This window comes from Pseudorhizobium marinum, from assembly GCF_000705355.1.
Taxonomy (GTDB): domain Bacteria; phylum Pseudomonadota; class Alphaproteobacteria; order Rhizobiales; family Rhizobiaceae; genus Neorhizobium; species Neorhizobium pelagicum.
This window is the reverse complement of the sequence record NZ_JMQK01000001.1, coordinates 330,685-347,139: the sequence shown is the minus strand read 5'-3', so window position 1 is coordinate 347,139 and position 16,455 is coordinate 330,685. Positions and strand designations below refer to the sequence as shown.

The window sequence follows — 16,455 nt, the reverse complement described above, 5'->3', positions numbered from 1 at the left end:
TCGGTTCGAAAAACAGGAAAGCCGCCCCGGAAACGGGGCGGCTTTCTTCATTTCGAGACGGCGTTGACGCCTATCGCTGCGCCTTGACGTCATCCGCCGTCACCGGCGGGGCCGCGTTGCCCCAGCTGTTGCGGATATAAGTCAGGACGTCCGCGACCTGCTGGTCGTTGAGACGCCAGGCAAACGACGGCATGGCCGGCGTCGTCCTTGCCTCCGGCGTGGCTGCACCCTGCGAGCCGTTGAGGACGACATGCGTCAGCGTCTCGGCACTCGGCTGCTGCACGAGCGGGCTTCCAGCCAGTGCCGGGAAGAGCTGCCTGCCCCCCGTGCCGTCGGCGCGATGGCAGGCCGAGCAGGTGTCGTGGTAGATCATAGCGCCTGCCCGCATGTGCGGATCCTCGGCGGCAATCGGCTGCGGCTTCTGCGTCTCGCCGCCCTCGGTGCTCTTCAGATAGACCGCGATCGCCTTGAGGTCGGCGTCGTTCATCCGCGAGGTCGATTCCTGCACGGCTTCCCGCATCGGGCCCGAAGCGATGGAATGGGCGTTCTGCCCGGTCTTCAGATACGCGACGATTTCATCCTCGCTCCAGTTGCCTATACCAAGATAGCTGTTGCCGGTGATGTTGGGGGCATACCAACCCTGCAGCGATGCTCCCTGCAGGGCCTCGTCCCCCTTGTCGGCGCCGAGCAGGGACTTGGGCGAATGGCAGGTTCCGCAGTGCCCCGCCGCCTGGACGATATAGGCGCCGCGGTTCCACTCCTCCGACCGGTTCGGATCCGGCCGGAAGTCTCCCGCTTCGAAGTTCACCAAGTTCCAGCCCAGCATCACGAGACGGATGTTGAACGGGAACGGCAACTGGTTGGCCTCGACCGGGTTGTGGACGGGCTCCACCGTCCGGATGTAGGACCACAGGGCATCGATGTCCTGATCGCTCATCTTCGTGTAGGCGGGATAGGGCATGGCCGGATAGAGGCGCTTGCCATCGTGGCCGATGCCCTCCTTCATCGCCCGGCGGAAATCGGCCGCGGTCCAGTCACCGATGCCGGTCTCCTCGTCGGGGGTGATGTTGGGTGGGATGAGTTCGCCAAAGGGCGTCTGGAGAGGCGCGCCACCCGCCAGTGATGCACCGCCCGGCTTGGTGTGACAGGCGGCACAGTCCGCAAGGACCGCTTGATAGCGTCCGCGGATGATCTTGGAATCATCGTCAGGTGCCTGCGCCAGCACAGCGGACACGACAAATGCCGAAGCGGCGACGGACAGGGAAAGAGCGATCGTCCTCATGCCGACACCAGGGATTGACCGGGGTTGCGGAGATACTGCTGACGGATGGCATCGGCCGCATGATAGGCAAGCGCGCCGACCGTGCCGGTCGGGTTCTTGCCGGCATTGTGGGCGAAGGCCGAGGCACCGACGACGAAGACGTTCGGGACGTCCCAGCTCTGCAGGTACTTGTTGACGGCGCTGGTGCGCGGATCCGTTCCCATGGTCGCGCCGCCCGTGTTGTGGGTGCTCTGGTAAGGCACCGAGTCCCAGCCCTTCTTGCGGGGTGAGACCGTGTACTGGCGCCCCCCGAGCTCCTTGGCGATCCCCTCCATCTTGCCCGCGACCCAGCTTGCCATGCGGATGTCATTGTCGGGAAAGTCGAAGGTCACCCGCAGCAGCGGCCGGCCGAAGCGGTCCTTGTAGGTGGGGTCGAGGTCGAGATAATTGCCGCGGGTCGGGTAACTGGAGCCCTGGGCGGAGAACGAGAGCGTGCTCTTGTAGGAATCCACCGTCGCCTGCTTCCAGTCCTTGCCCCAGCGCGGCGTCCCCGGAGGCGTCGGCCGCGTCTGGATCGGACGGCCGTTGGTGGGGATGCAGTTGATTCCCGCGCCGCCGACGAAGTCGAGGCCGCCGTGGTCGAAGGCGTCGCCGTTGAAATCGTCCATCGTCTGGCCGAGCGCGCCGGCTGCGACGAAGGGATTGAAGTTCTTGTCGTCGAAGAACACCTGCGCCCCGGAATTGGTCTGGTAGCAGTAGTTCCGGCCGACGGTCCCCTCCCCGGTGTTCGGGTCATAGGCTTCACCGATTCCCGACAGCATCATCAGCCGGACATTGTGCAGGCCGTAGGCGCACAACAGCACCATGTCGGCGGGCTGGAAGAATTCCTCGCCTGAGGTGTCGACATAGGTGACGCCGCGGGCGTGGGTCCTGGACGCATCGAGATCGACATGAAGAACCTCCGAATGGGTGCGCAGCTCGAAGTTCTTCTTCTTCATCAGCACCGGGAGCACGGTCGTCTGGGCGCTCGACTTCGAATAGTTGGCGCAGCCGAAGCGTTCGCAGAAGCCGCACATGGTGCATTGGCCCATGGCGATCCCCAGCGGGTTGATGTAATCCTCCGACATGTTGGCCGCCGGCGTCGGAAACGGGTGATAGCCGAGAGCGCGGGCCGCTTCGGCAAACAGCGTGGGCGCATAGGTCATCTGCATCGGCGGCAGAGGATAGTCGCGCGCGCGAGGATCCTCGAAAGGATTGCCGCCCTCGCGGATCTCGCCGTTGACGTTGCCCGCCTTGCCCGAGATGCCGCAGAGGTATTCGAAGCGATCGTAGGCGTTCTCGAGTTCGGCGCCGGTGACACCCCAGTTCTGCAACTGCAGTTCGGCGAACTTTTCGGCGCCGTAGCGCCGGGTCAGGTGATCGGCGATCTGGAAATCGGTGTCCCAGAAGCGCCAGGTATGCCCGTTCCAGTGCACGCCGGCGCCGCCGACGCCATTGCCCAGCAGAAACGAGCCGTAGTCGCGCATCGGCAGCGCCGTCTGCGACGTGTTGTTGCGCATCGTCATCGCTTCCGTGACCGGCTGCAGGAACAGGTCCTTGCGGATCGCGTAGCGGAGTTCGTCCTGCACATAGCCGATGTTGAAGTCGGTGGCCGTATCGCGCCAGGGTCCGCGCTCGATGGCCACCACGTCCAGGCCTTCATCGGTCAGTTCGTGAGCCAGAATGGAACCGGTCCAGCCGAGGCCGACGATGACGACGTCCTTGCGGGGCAGAATTGTTGTCATGGCTGAAATCCTACCTGCTCATCCATTCCGTCGAACCGGCGATGGAGACCGGCGGCAGAGGATAGGGTTGATTGTGTTTGGAGACATGGTCGCGGTAGTCGTAACGGGCGCCGGGAAAGCCCAGCATCCTCCACGAGGCCATGTCCTTGTTGCCGCCATAGATCGGATCGGCGAAGAAGCCCTCCATGGCGCCGCTCAGCATGAGATTGAAAAAGGCCTTGCCATCCACCTTGTTGGGGAGCTCGATCTTGCCGGCCTCCAGATCCTTCAGAACGGCATCCTGGTCATCGCCGGGCAGATCGGCAAAGCGCTGGCCGCCCCTGTTGTCGCGGGTCCAGGCATTGAGGGACGCGATCCCCAGGCGGTAGCGCTGGTCGGGCCGTTCGGATTTCTGGTAGCCCTGGGTCGGCAGACCGGGCAGGAAAGGCCCGGCGGTATAGAGGCGGGCGGACGCCCCGTAGGAGCCGGCCAACTGGCGGTCGAGATAGAGGACACAACCGGCCTCCCTGCCGCCGATCGAGAGCTCGTCGGCCGGGATCAGTCGGTCCACCACGGCCTCCATGGTCGAAACCTCGTCTGCGGTGAAGAACATCCACCCCCCGGGTCGCACCTGAATGGGCGGATCGGCTGCCCCGGACTGCCAGGGCAGTTCGCCCGAGATGCTGCGGGCGACGGCACCTCCGGCGCTGCCGGCCAGGGCTGCAAATGCAACTGAAGAAAGGAATTGGCGCCGGGTCGGGCGCTTCAGACAGTGGCTTTCCATAGAAAGACCTCCCCCATCGAGAAAAGGTCGGTGACGCGTCAGAAGACGTGCGCCGAGTTGATCGAACCGAACGGTTCGCCAAACCCTAACTCAATGACGGATGGTTACAAGCCTGCAGGCGCCGACAGCCGGGAACTTTTTATTTCAAAGCCTATCCGAATGATTCTAAACAGAATTCTTCTCATTGATCATGTCGCCAAAGGGCCAGGAGGCCGGGACGTGCCGGTCCGGTTCACCATATAGACCCCGGCGACGACGATGGCCGTGCCGACGATCATCGGCAGGGTCAGCGGCTCGCCGAACAGGAAGAACGCCTCGATGGCGACCACCGGCGGCATCAGGTAGATGAGCGAGGCGGCCCGCGAGACCTGGCCGCGCCGGATCAGGTAGAGCAGCAGGCCGACGGCGCCCATCGAGATCCCGAACACCGACCATGCCATGGCGAAGACCGCCTCGCCCGTCCAGTCGAAGCGCAGGTCCTCGAAGATCAGCGCCAGCGGCACGGTAACGATGAAGGCGCCGACGAACTGCAGCACCGCGATCGAGAGCAGATCGCCCTGCTGCAGGTGGCGCTTCTGGTAGAGCGTGCCGTAGGTGACGGAAAACATCGCCACCAGATTGACCATGATCGGCAAGCCGAGTCCCACGAGCCCCTGCTCCAGCGTGTCGAGAAGCTGCGGCGAGATGGCGATCAGGATGCCGGCAAAGCCGATCACGATGCCGACCTTCTGCAGCGGACGCAGGCGCTCGCCGATCAAGAAGGGAGCGGCCAGCGCCGTCAGAAGCGGCTGCAGCCCTGCGATGATGCCCGACAGCCCCGCCGGCACACCCTGCCCGATCGCCCACCAGACGCCGGCAAGATAGAGCCCGTGCAGGAAGATGCCCGAGACCAGAGCGTGGCCGATCGCCCGCTTCGACCGCGGCCAGGTCGCACCCGCGGCGAGGCAGAGCGCCGTGAAGGCAATGGCCGCCAGCGCATGCCGCGCGGCCATGAAGGTCAGCGGATCGGCGTGCGCCACCGCGAATTTTGCCACGAGCCAGCCGGTGGACCAGAGAAGGACGAATACGGCCGGAGCCAGTCGATACAGCATCAGGGGGTTCCGGCGAGCAGGAAAGAGGCATCTGCTTCCTAGACAGCCATCCCCCATCGGTCAAAGCAGAAAAACTTACAGGTTGCATCAGCACGGCTGACGCTCGCCGAACCGCCGTCGCCTCCCGCACCGGAAACGGTGCTGAAACGCCCAGCGCATAGGCCTTCTGTTTCAAAAAGGGGCAGTTTCGACGGCACCCGCGGGGATGATCTGACTGCACGTCACGCAGCCCCGATCTCCTCGGCCAGCCATCGGCATCTAGCATGCTTCTTGCATTACCACAGGGTCTGTATTCAAATGGCTGCAAAAAGGGGAACGCGCCATTGGCATTCGATGAAATGTTGACTGCGGACAACCGTCCGCGACCGCCCTACCAGAATTACCACGCATGGCACGCGAGCCAGGATCCGGCTCACCTCATCCAGAAAACCCGGGACGCGGAGACGATCTTCCGCAGGACGGGCATCACCTTCGCCGTTTACGGCCATGCGGATTCCTCGGAAAAACTGATCCCCTTCGACATCATCCCGCGCATCATCTCCGCATCCGAGTGGCGCCGGCTTGCGGCCGGGATCGAACAGCGGGTGCTGGCGCTCAACGCCTTTCTCGAGGACATCTACCACAAGCAGGAGATCATCAAGGCCGGCCGCATCCCGCGCGAGCTGATCGAAAGAAACGACGCCTTTCTTCCCGAGATGATCGGCTTCCGCCCGCCCGGCGGCGTCTACACCCATATCGTCGGCACCGACATCGTCAGGACCGGCGAAAACGAGTTCTACGTGCTGGAAGACAATGCCCGCACGCCGTCCGGGGTCAGCTACATGCTGGAGAACCGCGAGACGATGATGCAGATGTTCCCGGAGCTGTTCACGCAGAACAAGGTTCGCCGCGTCGAGGATTACCCCTACCTGCTGCGCCAGTCGCTGGCCGCTATGGCGCCTCCCGGCTGCCAGGGCAAGCCGCGCGTCGCGGTCCTGACGCCGGGGATCTACAACTCCGCCTACTTCGAGCACGCCTTCCTGGCCGACACCATGGGTGTCGAACTGGTCGAAGGATCAGACCTCCGCGTCATCGACGGCCGGGTGAAGATGCGCACCACCCGCGGCTACGAGGCGATCGACGTGCTCTACCGCCGCGTCGATGACGATTACCTGGACCCGATGACCTTCAGGGCGGACTCCACGCTCGGTGTTCCGGGCATCATGGACGTCTACCGCGCCGGCAAGATCACCATTGCCAATGCGCCCGGAACCGGCATCGCCGACGACAAGGCGATCTACTCCTACATGCCGGAAATCATCGAGTTCTACACCGGCCGCAAGGCCATGCTGGAGAACGTCCCGACCTGGCGCTGCTCCGAGCCGACGAGCCTTGCCTATGTGCTGGAGCACCTGCACGAACTGGTCGTCAAGGAAGTCCACGGCTCCGGCGGCTACGGCATGCTTGTCGGCCCGGCCGCCACCAAGAAGGAACGCACGCTGTTTGCCGAGAAGCTGAAGGCGCGGCCGTCGAACTACATCGCCCAGCCGACGCTGTCGCTCTCCACGGTGCCGATCTTCGTCAACAAGGGCATCGCCCCTCGCCATGTCGATCTGCGTCCCTATGTGCTGGTGTCCGACAAGGTGAAGATCATTCCCGGCGGATTGACACGCGTGGCGCTGAAGCAGGGCTCGCTGGTGGTCAATTCCAGCCAGGGCGGCGGCACCAAGGACACCTGGGTTCTGGAGGACTAAACCGATGCTCCTTGGAAGAACCGCCAACGGCCTCTACTGGATGTTCCGTTACATCGAGCGCGCCGAAAACATCGCCCGCCTGGTGGACGCCGGCATGCGCGTCTCCCTCACCCGCCCCGACAGCGGCGATGACGACTGGGAAGGCGTGCTGCTGAGTGCCGGCGCCCGCAAGGGTTATGCGCAAGTGCATGACAAGGTGACATCCGCCGATGCCATCGACTACCTGCTGCGCGACCAGCACAACCCCTCAAGCGTGATGTCCTGCTTCGAGTCGGGACGCAACAATGCCCGCATGGTGCGCACGGCGCTGACCCGCGAAACCTGGGAAGCGACCAACGAATGCTGGATCGACCTGACGACCCGACTGACCAAGAAGGTGAAGCCCGCCGATCTTCCGGAACTGATCGACGTGGTCAAGCACCGCTGCGGCCTCATTCGCGGCGCCTTCCACGGCTCGATGCTGCGCAACGACATCTACAACTTCTCCCGCATCGGCACCTTCATCGAGCGCGCCGACAACACCAGCCGCATCCTGGACGTGAAATATTACGTCCTGCTGCCCGCCGTCAGCCAGGTGGGCTCGTCGCTGGACAACATGCAGTGGGAATCGATCCTGCGCTCCGTCTCAGCCCACCGTTCCTACAGCTGGGTCTACGACGGCGAATACCGCCCCTCCAACATCGCCGACTTCCTCATCCTCAACGGTCGCATGCCGCGGTCGCTCGCCTACAGCTACGGCAAGATCGTCAGCAACCTCCACTACCTCGAGCGGGAATACGAAATGCGCCCGGCGGCAATCGATACCGCCGAGAGAATCAACGCGATGCTGACGAACGGCTCGATCGGCGACATCATGGATACCGGATTGCATGAGTTCCTGGAGGAGTTCATCAGCCGCAACAACCGTCTCAGCATGGAAATCTCCCAGGGCTATCGCTTCAACGAGTAGGACGAATGCCCATGAGGCTGACCATAACTCACACGACCGAGTATCTCTACGATCAGCCGGTCTCCTACATCCTGCAGCGGCTGCGGCTGACGCCCGTCGATGGCCCGACGCAGAAGGTGCTCAACTGGACGATCGAGGTCGACGGCGCCACCGTCGAGACCGGCTATGCCGACCACCACGGCAACCGGGTCGAACTGGTCTCGGTGGAAGGCAGCGAGCACCGGATCCGCATCGTCGCCCATGGCGAGGTGGAGACTATCGACAAGGCGGGCGTCGTGGGCCCGCACCATGGTTTTGCGCCGCTGTGGCTTTTCCTGCGCGAGACGCCGCTGACCAAGCCCGGCAAACTGGTCCGCGAGCTCATCAAGAACCTTCCTGCGGGCAGCGAACTGTCACGCATGCACGCGCTGATGGGCGAGATCCACCGGGCCGTTGCCTATCTGCCCGGTTCCACCGACAACCAGACGACGGCGGAGCAGGCGCTCGCAGCCGGACGCGGCGTCTGCCAGGACCACACGCATATCTTCATCAGCGCGGCGCGGCTCCTGAACATTCCGGCCCGCTACGTGTCGGGCTATCTGCTGATGGAGGGTATCACCGAGCAGGTGGCGACCCATGCCTGGGCAGAAGTACATCTGGCCGGTCTCGGCTGGGTCGGCTTCGACGCCGCCAACGACGTCTGCCCCGACGAGCGCTACGTGCGGCTCGCCACCGGCCTCAGCTACCGCGAGGGCGCGCCCGTGTCGGGCATGCGCATCGGCCCCGCCGGCGAGAACCTGAACGTCGCGCTGACGGTCGCGGAATCGGGCAGCCAGCAGCAGAGCCAGAGCTGACGGCGGGCCGGACCGGCGTCAGCGGAGAAGCTTGATCCTATTCCGCCGCGCTGGCGGTCGCAGGCTGGTGCAGATAGCCGCGGTCGAGCGTATTGTAGGCTGCCTGCACCATGTCGATGTCCTGCAGGTGGCTGAGCCCGGCCACAGCCATCATCAGATCGCCCACGGACGTCGGCACATCGGCGGGCGGCATGGCAAAGCTCTGCTGGAGGAGATCCCGGGCATGCGGCTCGGAACCGCCCATGGCCCGATAGAGCCCCAGCGAGACGGTCAGCAAGTGATGGCGCAGGGCCGCATCCGTCATTGGAGGAGAACCGGACTGCTGGTTCAACAGTTCGACGGCGCGGTTCTGGAGTTCACTCATGGCAGCACGGATTCCATGTCGTTGGCGGGGATCGTGACCCTAGCGGCGATCCTTTGCGAAAAGTAAAAACCACGCCTGCGAGAACTCGTGAGTGAAAAGCTTGACTGGCGGAAGTGCATTGCGCGTGCACCGCAAGCCCGGCGCCACCTTGAGGTGATCATCTGCACCCGAGAGGTAGAGTGATGCTGTTCGGGCAATCGGTATTCCAGTCGGTTCTGACCCGGCTGAACCAAGAGGACGCGGCAAAGGCGGAGGCCGATCCGCAGGCCTTTCGCGTGTCCGGCCTCAACACGAGTTTCGTGGTGGAGACGGCCACCGGCAGTCCGGCGAGCGCGGCAGGCGCCTATTTCGACGTCCAGGCCGACAGCGCCCCTTCGGAGCCCGCGGCGACGGAGGTGGCAGACGCGCCGGCACCCGTGCCCGAACCTCCGGAAGAACCGGTCATTCCCGCGCACCTCCTGCGGCTCACCGAGGCGGAGATCGCCGAGGACCTGGCGATCGGTCCGGAAGACAGCGCCGAGACGCTGGCGGAAAAGCGGCGCCGGTTTGCCAAGGACAACCATCCCGATACAATCGCCGCCGCCTTCCGCGACAATGCCACGCTGCGGATGATGACGGCAAACCTCCTTATCGACCGGGCGATCAAGGATCTCTACTGGCGATCGTCCTGACCGTCCGGTTCCACCGGAGCCGCAGGGGGAGCCGGACGCTTGCGGCCGAATTCGTAGAACAGCTTGTAGCCGGCATAGACCCCCATCGCCCCGACCAGCATGCCCCAGAAGGCCGCGCCATTGTAGAACTCGAAGCCGGCCCAGGCGAAGCAGACGCCGACGATCAGCAGTCGCGCCCAGAGCGGCTTGTACATGGGGTGGTCGATGTCGATCATGCTGCTATTCTCCCGCCGCCGCCTGGACTGGCGCACGCTGGGCGATGATATCCTGGTCGACGATCGAAAATGCAAGCCCGAGATGGCCTTCGAAGACGAGCGTGGGCTCGTCCGCCACGACCTCGAGCCGCGGCATGCCCGACAGCCGCACCACATGCGTTTGCGCCAGCCCCTCCTCCACCCCTCGGGCGAGCAGGTCGTAGTAGCGCATGCCCGGTCCCGTGATGAAGACGGGCATGTGACCATGCAGGCTGAGCAGCCGCGACAGACCGTTGCCGAGCGCGACGCCCGCCTGTCGGAACGCAAAGCCCGCCATGCGCTGACCCTGGCGGGCCTGGGCGGCGATCTTGTCCACCTCCGGCAGCGGCACGATCTTGGCGGGAATCGTATCGAGCGGCACCTCGAAGGCCGTCCGCAGCACCGCATAGAAGCCGGCATAGGCCTCGATGCAGCCGCGCGCGCCGCAGCGACAGAGCGCACCGCCCGGAATATGCAGCATGTGCCCGAAGTTTGGCGCCGAGATCTCCGGCTCGCTGCCCGGCCTTGCCTTGGCGATGCCGAGCCCGATGCTGTGGCCGAGCGATACGGCCGCAAGCGCCGGCACCGCCTGCGGCTGCCGCTGCTGCAAGGCCTGCGCGACCAGCAGCGTCTCGTTGTTGAGGATCGCCCTGGCGCGCCACCCCTCCCCCAGAACGGTCCGGACATCGACGGGCTCCGTGCCCAGCATCGGCGACCAGACGAGCTTCGGCTCGGTCGGGCTGACCAGCCCCTTGCTGCTGAAGGAGACGAGCAGCACCTGATCCTTGCCGATGCCGGACCGCGCGACCACCCGCTCGAGCCCGGCCGACATCCGCCCCATGAAGGCCTGCGCCCCGTCCTCCCGGCGTTCCTCCGAAAACCGGTCGAGCAGCGTGCCGGCATAGTCCACCAGCGAGTACTGGATGGAATCGGACGAGACGATGACGATGATCAGGAAGCCGCAGTCGCGGCGCTGGCTGAACAGCACGCGCGGCCGCCCGCGGCCGGTCGCCGCCTGCTGTTCGTTCTTGCCGATCACCGCATGGCGCTCGAGGTCGGCGGTGATCGCGGACACTGTCGCCGAGGACAGCCGTGTCGCCTCCGAAAGCTGCGTGTGCGACAGGGGCCCATGGCGCCGCAGCGCCGTCAGAACGAGCGAGCTGTTTTGCTGCCGGACCAGCTCCGTGCTCGACTTGGCCAGCATTGTCTGCCCGTTCCTCCCGTGAGTCTTTCCTTCATAGTCCAGCTGCGAAGGATGCTCAAACAGCCTGATTGACTCTGTCAAAAATCTCTGACATCTAATTTCTCGACTGTCGAGAAAAAAGCCTTCGGGCTTTTGGGGGCAGCAAATCTGGCGGGGGGGAGAGCACGGAGGCTTTGGCCATCCGCCGTCACTCGGGAGGACATCATGAAGTCTATCATCAAGCTGATGGCTGGCGCAGCCGTCATCGTTTCCATGCAGACGGCTGCCCTGGCGCAGGAACTCGTCGTCGGCGTTTCCTGGTCGAACTTCCAGGAAGAGCGCTGGAAGACGGACGAGGCCGCCATCAAGTCGGCGCTCGAAGCCGCCGGCGCAAAGTACATTTCCGCCGATGCCCAGTCGTCTGCCGCAAAGCAGCTGACGGACGTCGAATCGCTGATTTCGCAGGGTGCCAACGCCCTGATCGTCCTGGCCCAGGATTCGGACGCCATCGGCCCGGCCATCGAGAAGGCAACGGCTGAAGGCATTCCCGTCGTCGGCTACGACCGCCTGATCGAGAACCCGGAAGCCTTCTACATCACCTTCGACAACAAGGAAGTCGGCCGCATGCAGGCTGCCGAAGTGCTGAAGGTCGCGCCGGAAGGCAACTACGTCTTCATCAAGGGCTCCTCGTCCGATCCGAACGCGGACTTCCTGTTTTCCGGCCAGATCGAAGTGCTGAAGGAAGCCATGGACGCCGGCAAGATCAAGAACGTCGGCGAAGCCTATACCGACGGCTGGAAGCCGGAAAACGCCCAGCGCAACATGGAGCAGTTCCTGACGGCCAACAACAACGACGTCGATGCCGTGGTTGCCTCCAATGACGGCACCGCCGGCGGCGCGATCGCTGCGCTCGACGCCCAGGGCCTTGCCGGTTCCGTACCGGTCTCCGGCCAGGATGCCGACAAGGCAGCGCTGAACCGCGTTGCCCGCGGCACGCAGACGGTTTCCGTCTGGAAGGACAGCCGCGAACTCGGCAAGAATGCTGCCGAAATCGCCCTCGCCCTTGCCGGCGGCAAGACCATGGACGAGATCCCCAACATGCAGACCTTCAGCGGCGGCCCGAAGGGCGCCGAGATGAAGTCCGTCTTCCTGGCCCCGCTGCCCATCACCAAGGACAACCTTGGCGTGGTCATCGACGCCGGCTGGATCAGCAAGGAAGAGGCCTGCCAGGGCGTCCAGTCCGGTTCTGTCGAGGCTTGCAACTAAGCAAGAGACGACAGCCTGAGGTGCCGACGCTGCTTTGCAAATGCAGCAGCGTCGGTCCATCGTGAAGAGGCAGGGCTCACTCCGCTGCGGCGGATGGCCGAAGCCGGCGCGGCGATCACCCCCACGGTGACCGATCTTCAATCGCGCCCCAAGAGGTGGGAACGGCGGGAATGGCCGATACAATGCAGACCACGACAACCAGCACTCCGCGCAAGGCGGATACCAATCCCGTGACGCGTTTCTTCCGCGCCACGGAAGTCGATACGCGCCTCCTCGGCATGATCGGCGCCCTGCTGATCATCTGGATCGGCTTCAACATACTGACCGACGGGCTGTTCCTGACGCCCCGCAACCTCTGGAACCTGACCGTCCAGACCTCCTCCGTCGCCGTCATGGCGACAGGCATGGTGCTGGTGATCGTCACCCGCAACATCGACCTGTCGGTGGGATCCATTCTCGGGTTCACCGGCATGCTGATGGGGGTGATGCAGGCGCAGATCCTTCCCGAATGGCTCGGTTTCGGACATCCGGCGATCTGGGCGCTGGCGCTTGCCGGCGGTCTTGTCGTCGGCGCCATGGTCGGGGCCTTGCACGGCCTCGTCATTGCCTTCCTCGGCGTGCCCTCCTTCATCGTGACGCTCGGCGGCCTCCTCATCTGGCGCGGCGCCACCTGGTTCGTGACGAGCGGCCAGACGGTTGCGCCCATGGATCCGACCTTCCGCCTGATGGGCGGCGGCACCACGGGCTCGATCGGCGCCACCTGGAGCTGGATCGTCGGCCTCGTCGCCTGCCTTGCCATCATCGCCGCCATCATCAACGCCCGCCGCCAGCGCATGCGCTTCTCCTTCCCGCGCAAGCCGGTCTGGGCTGAATATGTGATCGGCGGCATCGGCTGCGCCACGGTGCTCGGCTTCGTGCTCGTCGCCAACAGCTACTACTGGCCGGTGGCGATCGCTCGCCGCTACGCCGAGGCCAACAATATCGCCTGGCCGGACGGCGGCCTGCAGATCGCCCACGGCATCGCCATCCCGGTACTGATCGCCATCGGCGCCGGCATCGTCATGACCTTCATCGCCACCCGGTTGCGCTTCGGCCGCTATGTCTTCGCCATCGGCGGCAACCCCGAGGCTGCCGAGCTTGCCGGCATCAAGACCCGCTGGGTGACGGTGCGCATCTTCGCGCTGATGGGCATGCTCTGCGCCATCGCCGCGGCGATCTCCACCGCCCGCCTGAACGCCGCGACCAACGCCCAGGGCGAACTCGACGAGCTCTACACGATCGCGGCCGCCGTGATCGGCGGAACTTCGCTGGCCGGCGGCGTCGGCACCATCGCCGGCGCCATGCTCGGCGCGCTCGTCATGCAGTCGCTGCAGTCGGGCATGGTGCTGCTCGGCATCGACACGCCACTGCAGCGCATCGTCGTCGGGGCGGTTCTCGTGTTGGCCGTATGGCTCGACACCGTCTATCGCGCCAGAGCCAAGTAACAGGAGTTTTCATCGTGACGGACCAAAACACTCCGCTCGTGGAAATGAAGAATATTTCCATCTCCTTCGGTGGCATCCACGCGGTGGAAAACGCCAGCATCGACCTCTTCCCCGGAGAAGTCGTGGCGCTCCTCGGCCACAACGGTGCCGGCAAGTCGACGCTGATCAAGATCCTCTCGGGCGCCTACCGCCGCGACGCCGGCGACATCCTGATCAACGGCGAGCCGGCCGACATCCGCAACCCGCGCGACGCCAAGGGCCATGGCATCGAGACGATCTACCAGACGCTGGCCGTTGCCGACAACGTCGACGCCGCCGCCAACCTCTACCTCGGCCGCGAGCTGCAGACGCCCTGGGGCACGCTCGACGACGTTGCCATGGAGGCCAATGCCCGCAAGGTCATGGGCCGGCTGAACCCCAACTTCAAGCGCTTCAAGGAGCCGGTGAAGGCGCTGTCGGGCGGCCAGCGGCAGTCGGTGGCGATCGCCCGCGCCATCCTCTTCGACGCCCGCATCCTGATCATGGACGAGCCGACGGCAGCGCTCGGCCCCCAGGAGACGGCGCAGGTCGGCGACCTGATCAAGCAGCTGAAGCTCGACGGCATCGGCATCTTCCTGATCAGCCACGACATCCACGACGTCTTCGACCTCGCCGACCGCGTCTTCGTGATGAAGAACGGCCAGGTCGTCGGCCACGCCCGCACCAGCGACGTGACGAAGGACGAGGTGCTGGGCATGATCATCCTCGGCAAATGCCCGCCCGGCGCGATCCCCGGCCCGGGGGCCATGGTGGCGGCCTGAACCGCACCACGACGACGAAAAAGGGCCCCGCGGGCCCTTTTCTTTGCCCTCATGCCTGAGGTCGGCTCACCATTCGATCGGACTGCCGTCATAGGCGAAGAAGCCGCCGGTCTGATCCGGCTGCAGCCGGTCGAGCACCTCGAGCAGCATCTGCGCCGACTGCCCCGGCAAGATCCGCGCGTGCCCCGCGCCATAGGCCTCCGACAAGGACGTCGCCACGGTGCCCGGATGCAGCGCCGCGATGACCGCCTGCGGCCGCGTGCGCGCCGCCTCGACGGCGACCGTCCGGACGATCTGGTTGAGTGCCGCCTTGGCGGCCCTATAGGAGATCCAGCCGCCCAGCCGGTTGTCGCCGATCGACCCGACCCGGGCCGACAGCGTGGCGAAGATCGCCCGCTCGCTGCGGTTCAGGAGCGGCAGGAAATGCTTCAACAGCAGCGCCGGCCCGATGGCATTGACCGAAAACTGCCGCGCCATGGCGCCAGGATCGAGCGCCCGGATCGTCTTCTCCGGCCCGATGCCGTCGATCGTCAGCGCCCCGGTCGCATCGAAGACGAGGTCGAACGCCCCGCCCTCCCCGAGCGCCGCAGCGGCCGCCTCGACCGATGTCTCGTCGGTGAGATCGAACTGCGGCATCGTCGCCCGCGACAGCGTCTCGACCGCCCCGCAGGCCGGATCGTCGCGAAGGGCGGCCACCAGTGCCCCGCCGATTCCGCCGCTCGCGCCAACGACCAGTGCCCGGTATCCCTGCCTCAAAGACTGCATCGCGATCCTCCTTGCCCGTTGCTGCAAGGATCTACGCCGCACGGGTGACCGCAGTTCAGCGCCCCTCACAACTTTCCGCCGACCGCACCGTGATTGCCATTGAAGCGGGCCTCATCCTGAGGTAAGTAGCTGCCATCGGAGCGGCGAAGTAGCCTTCGCCCATCGGTTAGCACCCGTAGCTCAGCTGGATAGAGTGTTGGATTCCGATTCCAAAGGTCACAGGTTCGAATCCTGTCGGGTGCGCCATTTACAACCTATTGAACAGAACTAGGAACTGGCCGCGTTTTGGTTCGCGAAGCTGCGGGCATATCGGCCGGGCGGCTGTCCGACGTAACGGCTGAAGGCGGTGCTGAACGTACTTGCCGAGCCGTAGCCGACCCGTTCGGCGACTTCGGCAATGTCTATTTCCTGTTGGCGCAGAAGGTTCTTTGCCAGCGCCATGCGCCACGCCAACAGATATTCCATAGGCGGCACGCCGACATTGCGTGCAAAGCGATCAAAGAACGCGGAGCGGGAGAGAGCCGCCTTTTTCGCCAGATCGGCCATCGTCCAGGGACGCGCGGGGTCGGAATGCATCTGCCTGATTGCTTCCGCCAGCCGGGCATCGCCCAGGCCGCGCAGCAATCCCGCAGGGGCATCGGTCGTTTGTGTCAGTCGTAGCGCCTCCACCAGCAAGATCTCGACGAGCCGGGTGAGCACCAGCGTGCGCCCGGAGTGATCCGACGCAGCCTCCTCGATCAGAAGCTTCACCAACGTCGATAGTCTCTCCACACCTCTGACATGAATCTGGTCCGGGAGCAGCGACAGGAGAAGGCCGGAATCCTCCTTGCCGAAGATGAAATAGCCCCCCAGAATGCGAACGGCTGGTGGGCCCTCCTGCCTGCCATGGCGGACCTCGCCGGTCGCCGTTGCCGCGATATGGGGATCAATGAACTCGGGAGTGGCGGGCTCTAAGCCGGACATCGTGAAGCCCGGCGTTGTCGGCAGCAGAACGAAATCTCCCGCCTGGAGCATCAACTCAGGCTGCCCGTCGACCACCAGACGGCAGGAGCCCTCGATCACGATGGCGAAGCTGGGGTGGCCGAAATCGCCATAGCGAACGCCCCAGCGCCCGGCGCCGCTGATGCCCTTGGTGAAGACGGTCTGCGGACGCAGCAGCCCTATAACGTCGGAGAGAGGATCGACCATCTTTGGACTATAACAAACTAAATTTGGACGCTCAATCGCAGATAGTCCTGCGCAGTCAGGCTAGCATGGATTCATCGTACCCAACAA

At 64.7% G+C, this 16,455-nt stretch carries 16 protein-coding genes and 1 tRNA gene; 8 read left to right on the top strand and 9 right to left on the bottom strand.

Annotation, left to right across the window (positions count from 1 at the left end; all coding sequences use genetic code 11):
- Positions 1-70: 70 nt before the first annotated feature.
- The 4 genes from EO99_RS0101735 to EO99_RS0101720 all read right to left on the bottom strand — a co-directional run bounded on the left by EO99_RS0101735 (position 71) and on the right by EO99_RS0101720 (position 4,902).
- Positions 71-1,282: a cytochrome c gene (locus EO99_RS0101735; RefSeq protein WP_029616924.1), complete on the bottom strand. Its 1,212-nt coding sequence runs from the start codon at positions 1,280-1,282 to the stop codon at positions 71-73.
- On the bottom strand, positions 1,279-3,045 hold the full coding sequence (locus EO99_RS0101730; protein ID WP_029616923.1) for a GMC family oxidoreductase: 1,767 nt from the start codon (positions 3,043-3,045) through the stop codon (positions 1,279-1,281). The genes EO99_RS0101735 and EO99_RS0101730 overlap by 4 nt, the downstream gene beginning before the upstream one ends.
- A 10-nt stretch (positions 3,046-3,055) precedes the next feature.
- Complete coding sequence (locus tag EO99_RS0101725; protein ID WP_029616922.1) at positions 3,056-3,808, bottom strand: gluconate 2-dehydrogenase subunit 3 family protein; 753 nt, start codon at positions 3,806-3,808, stop codon at positions 3,056-3,058.
- A 188-nt stretch (positions 3,809-3,996) separates the two neighbouring features.
- The gene (locus tag EO99_RS0101720; protein WP_029616921.1) at positions 3,997-4,902 is read right to left on the bottom strand and encodes a DMT family transporter; all 906 of its coding nucleotides are present in this window, start codon (positions 4,900-4,902) and stop codon (positions 3,997-3,999) included.
- Between the two features lie 260 nt (positions 4,903-5,162).
- On the opposite strand from EO99_RS0101720, the gene EO99_RS0101715 reads away from it, so the two are divergent.
- The 3 genes from EO99_RS0101715 to EO99_RS0101705 are packed head-to-tail and all read left to right on the top strand — an operon-like array spanning position 5,163 to position 8,414.
- Positions 5,163-6,632 (top strand): circularly permuted type 2 ATP-grasp protein, encoded by a 1,470-nt coding sequence (locus EO99_RS0101715; protein WP_102248562.1) that lies wholly within the window; start codon positions 5,163-5,165, stop codon positions 6,630-6,632.
- A gap of 4 nt (positions 6,633-6,636) precedes the next feature.
- On the top strand, positions 6,637-7,581 hold the full coding sequence (locus EO99_RS0101710) for an alpha-E domain-containing protein (RefSeq protein ID WP_029616919.1): 945 nt from the start codon (positions 6,637-6,639) through the stop codon (positions 7,579-7,581).
- A gap of 11 nt (positions 7,582-7,592) precedes the next feature.
- Positions 7,593-8,414: a transglutaminase family protein gene (locus EO99_RS0101705; protein ID WP_029616918.1), complete on the top strand. Its 822-nt coding sequence runs from the start codon at positions 7,593-7,595 to the stop codon at positions 8,412-8,414.
- A 37-nt stretch (positions 8,415-8,451) separates the two neighbouring features.
- Here EO99_RS0101705 and EO99_RS0101700 read toward each other — a convergent pair whose 3' ends face one another.
- The gene (locus tag EO99_RS0101700; RefSeq protein WP_051679648.1) at positions 8,452-8,778 is read right to left on the bottom strand and encodes a hypothetical protein; all 327 of its coding nucleotides are present in this window, start codon (positions 8,776-8,778) and stop codon (positions 8,452-8,454) included.
- A gap of 182 nt (positions 8,779-8,960) precedes the next feature.
- Between EO99_RS0101700 and EO99_RS0101695 the strand changes: the two genes are divergently transcribed.
- Positions 8,961-9,449, top strand: coding sequence for a hypothetical protein (locus EO99_RS0101695; protein ID WP_029616916.1), 489 nt, complete (start codon positions 8,961-8,963; stop codon positions 9,447-9,449).
- On the opposite strand, the gene EO99_RS0101690 is transcribed toward EO99_RS0101695, so the two are convergent.
- Positions 9,431-9,664 carry a hypothetical protein gene (locus EO99_RS0101690; RefSeq protein ID WP_029616915.1) on the bottom strand — a complete coding sequence of 78 codons (234 nt, stop codon included), beginning with the start codon at positions 9,662-9,664 and terminating at the stop codon, positions 9,431-9,433. The genes EO99_RS0101695 and EO99_RS0101690 overlap by 19 nt on opposite strands.
- A 4-nt stretch (positions 9,665-9,668) precedes the next feature.
- Positions 9,669-10,886, bottom strand: a complete 1,218-nt coding sequence (locus EO99_RS0101685; RefSeq protein WP_029616914.1) for an ROK family transcriptional regulator — start codon at positions 10,884-10,886, stop codon at positions 9,669-9,671.
- 204 nt (positions 10,887-11,090) lie between these two features.
- Here EO99_RS0101685 and xylF point away from each other — a divergent pair, with 204 nt between their 5' ends.
- From xylF to EO99_RS0101670, 3 genes are all read left to right on the top strand, one after another.
- Positions 11,091-12,131 (top strand): D-xylose ABC transporter substrate-binding protein, encoded by a 1,041-nt coding sequence (gene xylF, locus EO99_RS0101680; protein ID WP_029616913.1) that lies wholly within the window; start codon positions 11,091-11,093, stop codon positions 12,129-12,131.
- Positions 12,132-12,301: 170 nt separating this feature from the next.
- Positions 12,302-13,615, top strand: a complete 1,314-nt coding sequence (locus EO99_RS0101675; RefSeq protein WP_029616912.1) for a sugar ABC transporter permease — start codon at positions 12,302-12,304, stop codon at positions 13,613-13,615.
- 14 nt (positions 13,616-13,629) lie between these two features.
- Positions 13,630-14,415, top strand: coding sequence for an ATP-binding cassette domain-containing protein (locus EO99_RS0101670; protein WP_029616911.1), 786 nt, complete (start codon positions 13,630-13,632; stop codon positions 14,413-14,415).
- Positions 14,416-14,481: 66 nt separating this feature from the next.
- Here the strand turns inward: EO99_RS0101670 and EO99_RS0101665 are convergent, their stop codons facing one another.
- Complete coding sequence (locus tag EO99_RS0101665; RefSeq protein WP_029616910.1) at positions 14,482-15,180, bottom strand: SDR family NAD(P)-dependent oxidoreductase; 699 nt, start codon at positions 15,178-15,180, stop codon at positions 14,482-14,484.
- A 169-nt stretch (positions 15,181-15,349) separates the two neighbouring features.
- Here EO99_RS0101665 and EO99_RS0101660 point away from each other — a divergent pair.
- Positions 15,350-15,426 (top strand) — tRNA-Arg (locus tag EO99_RS0101660).
- A 21-nt stretch (positions 15,427-15,447) separates the two neighbouring features.
- On the opposite strand, the gene EO99_RS0101655 is transcribed toward EO99_RS0101660, so the two are convergent.
- A complete protein-coding gene (locus EO99_RS0101655; protein WP_051679647.1) occupies positions 15,448-16,368 on the bottom strand; it encodes an AraC family transcriptional regulator in 921 nt (306 codons plus the stop codon).
- Between the last annotated feature and the right edge of the window lie 87 nt (positions 16,369-16,455).

Excerpts from the sequence above, each read along its gene's own strand:
- EO99_RS0101730 (WP_029616923.1), bottom strand. The coding sequence starts at position 3,045 with ATGACAACAATTCTGCCCCGCAAGGACGTCGTCATCGTCGGCCTCGGC.
- EO99_RS0101715 (WP_102248562.1), top strand. The coding sequence starts at position 5,163 with ATGCTTCTTGCATTACCACAGGGTCTGTATTCAAATGGCTGCAAAAAG.
- EO99_RS0101655 (WP_051679647.1), bottom strand. The coding sequence starts at position 16,368 with ATGGTCGATCCTCTCTCCGACGTTATAGGGCTGCTGCGTCCGCAGACC.
- EO99_RS0101685 (WP_029616914.1), bottom strand. The coding sequence starts at position 10,886 with ATGCTGGCCAAGTCGAGCACGGAGCTGGTCCGGCAGCAAAACAGCTCG.
- EO99_RS0101700 (WP_051679648.1), bottom strand. The coding sequence starts at position 8,778 with ATGAGTGAACTCCAGAACCGCGCCGTCGAACTGTTGAACCAGCAGTCC.
- EO99_RS0101675 (WP_029616912.1), top strand. The coding sequence starts at position 12,302 with ATGGCCGATACAATGCAGACCACGACAACCAGCACTCCGCGCAAGGCG.
- EO99_RS0101710 (WP_029616919.1), top strand. The coding sequence starts at position 6,637 with ATGCTCCTTGGAAGAACCGCCAACGGCCTCTACTGGATGTTCCGTTAC.
- EO99_RS0101735 (WP_029616924.1), bottom strand. The coding sequence starts at position 1,282 with ATGAGGACGATCGCTCTTTCCCTGTCCGTCGCCGCTTCGGCATTTGTC.
- EO99_RS0101705 (WP_029616918.1), top strand. The coding sequence starts at position 7,593 with ATGAGGCTGACCATAACTCACACGACCGAGTATCTCTACGATCAGCCG.
- EO99_RS0101725 (WP_029616922.1), bottom strand. The coding sequence starts at position 3,808 with ATGGAAAGCCACTGTCTGAAGCGCCCGACCCGGCGCCAATTCCTTTCT.
- EO99_RS0101690 (WP_029616915.1), bottom strand. The coding sequence starts at position 9,664 with ATGATCGACATCGACCACCCCATGTACAAGCCGCTCTGGGCGCGACTG.
- EO99_RS0101695 (WP_029616916.1), top strand. The coding sequence starts at position 8,961 with ATGCTGTTCGGGCAATCGGTATTCCAGTCGGTTCTGACCCGGCTGAAC.
- EO99_RS0101665 (WP_029616910.1), bottom strand. The coding sequence starts at position 15,180 with ATGCAGTCTTTGAGGCAGGGATACCGGGCACTGGTCGTTGGCGCGAGC.
- xylF (WP_029616913.1), top strand. The coding sequence starts at position 11,091 with ATGAAGTCTATCATCAAGCTGATGGCTGGCGCAGCCGTCATCGTTTCC.